The organism is Actinoplanes sp. NPDC051633 (genome assembly GCF_040681735.1).
GTDB lineage: Bacteria > Actinomycetota > Actinomycetes > Mycobacteriales > Micromonosporaceae > Actinoplanes.
This window is the reverse complement of record NZ_JBFAZH010001481.1, coordinates 1-1,645: the sequence shown is the minus strand read 5'-3', so window position 1 is coordinate 1,645 and position 1,645 is coordinate 1. Positions and strand designations below refer to the sequence as shown.

The 1,645-nt window shown below is 71.4% G+C and carries 1 protein-coding gene and 2 pseudogenes; all 3 read left to right on the top strand.

Annotation, left to right across the window (positions count from 1 at the left end):
• Positions 1-98: pseudogene (locus tag AB0M20_RS42305) on the top strand (rRNA maturation RNase YbeY); the annotation flags it as partial.
• A gap of 5 nt (positions 99-103) precedes the next feature.
• Positions 104-1,435: a hemolysin family protein gene (locus AB0M20_RS42300; protein WP_364307037.1), complete on the top strand. Its 1,332-nt coding sequence runs from the start codon at positions 104-106 to the stop codon at positions 1,433-1,435.
• Positions 1,428-1,645, top strand: a pseudogene (locus AB0M20_RS42295) (cytidine deaminase); the annotation flags it as partial. The gene AB0M20_RS42300 and the pseudogene AB0M20_RS42295, both read left to right, overlap by 8 nt.

Here is a 1,645-nt window from a genome sequence, read left to right as displayed (position 1 = left end):
TCGGCTACGACCATGCGGAGCCGGAGGAGGAGCGCGAGATGTTCGCGTTACAGGCCAAGCTCCTGCAGAGCTGGCGAGCCGGACGGCGGGCCGGCTGATCCTGATGGATGGTGGCCTTCCCGACCTGCAACTGCTGATCTACGCGGCGATCCTGGTGTTCATGGCCGGGCTCGCCTCGATGACCGATGCCGCCCTGGCGACCGTCTCCTCGGCGCGGGCGGCCGAGATGGCCCGCGAGGGCAAACGCGGCGCGTCCGCGCTGGCCGCGGTGGCCGGCGACGTGGTGCGGCACGTCAACCTGCTGCTTCTGCTGCGCCTGCTGTGCGAGCTGACCGCGACCACGCTGGTGGCGCTGGTGGCCGTGGACACGTGGGGTGCGGGCTGGCAGGCCGCGCTGGTGACCGCGGGTGCGATGACGGTGGTCAGTTTCGTCGTGGTGGGTGTCGCGCCGCGGACGCTGGGGCGGCAGCACGCGTACGCGGTGGGCCGGGCGACGGCGCCGCTGGTGCGCTGGATCGGCCGGGTGTTCAACCCGCTGGCCTCGCTGCTGATCCTGATCGGCAACGCGGTGACGCCCGGTAAAGGGTTCCCGGAGGGGCCGTTCGGCAGCCAGGTGGAGCTGCGGGAGCTGGTCGACCTGGCGGAGCAGCGCGGCGTGGTGGAGCACGGCGAGCGCGAGATGATCCACTCGGTGTTCGCGCTGGGTGACACGATCGCCCGTGAGGTGATGGTGCCACGCACCGAGATGGTGTGGATCGAGTCGCCGAAAACGTTGCAGCAGGCCCTTTTCCTCTTCCTGCGGTCGGGCTTCTCGCGCATCCCGGTGATAGGGGAGAGCGTCGACGACGTCCTCGGTGTGCTGTATCTGAAGGATGTCGTGCGGACCACCCAGAACGGTGATCCGGCGGCGACCGCGGCGCCGGTGGCCGAGCTGATGCGCCCGGCGACGTTCGTGCCGGAGTCCAAGCCGGTGGACGATCTGCTGTCGGAGATGCAGGCGGCGCGGACGCACCTGGTGATCGTGGTGGACGAGTACGGCGGCACGGCGGGCCTGGTCACCATCGAGGACATTCTCGAGGAGATCGTCGGGGAGATCACCGACGAGTACGACGTGGAGCGCCCGCCGGTGGAGACGCTGGAGGACGGCTCGGTGCGGGTGACCGCGCGGCTGCCGATCGAGGATCTGGGCGAGATCTTCGGGGTCGAGTTGCCGGCGGACGAGGTGGAGACGGTCGGCGGCCTGCTGGCGCAGACGCTGGGCCGGGTGCCGATCCCGGGGGCGTCGGTGGACGTGAACGGGCTGCATCTGGTCGCCGAGGGCACCACCGGCCGGCGGAACCGGATCGACTCGGTGCTGGTGACCCGGGTCGAGACGGGTGAGCCGACCGAGGAGACGCAGTCCGAGACCGAGGAGAGGCAGCACGCGGATGCCTGACGTTCCACCGAGCTCCGGCGCCGCGTTGAGCGCCGAGGATCAGAAGCTGGTGACGCTGGCGCGCAGCTCGCGCGCGCGGGTGGGCGCGGTCGAGGGTGCCGCGGTTCGCGATCAGGACGGGCGCACCTATGCGGCGGCGACCGTCGCGCTGCCGAGCCTGGCGGTGACGGCGTTGCAGCTGGCGGTGGCGTCGGCGGCGGCGGCCGGGGC

Coding starts and splice junctions, on each gene's coding strand:
- AB0M20_RS42300 (WP_364307037.1), top strand. CDS start 104: ATGGATGGTGGCCTTCCCGACCTGCAACTGCTGATCTACGCGGCGATC.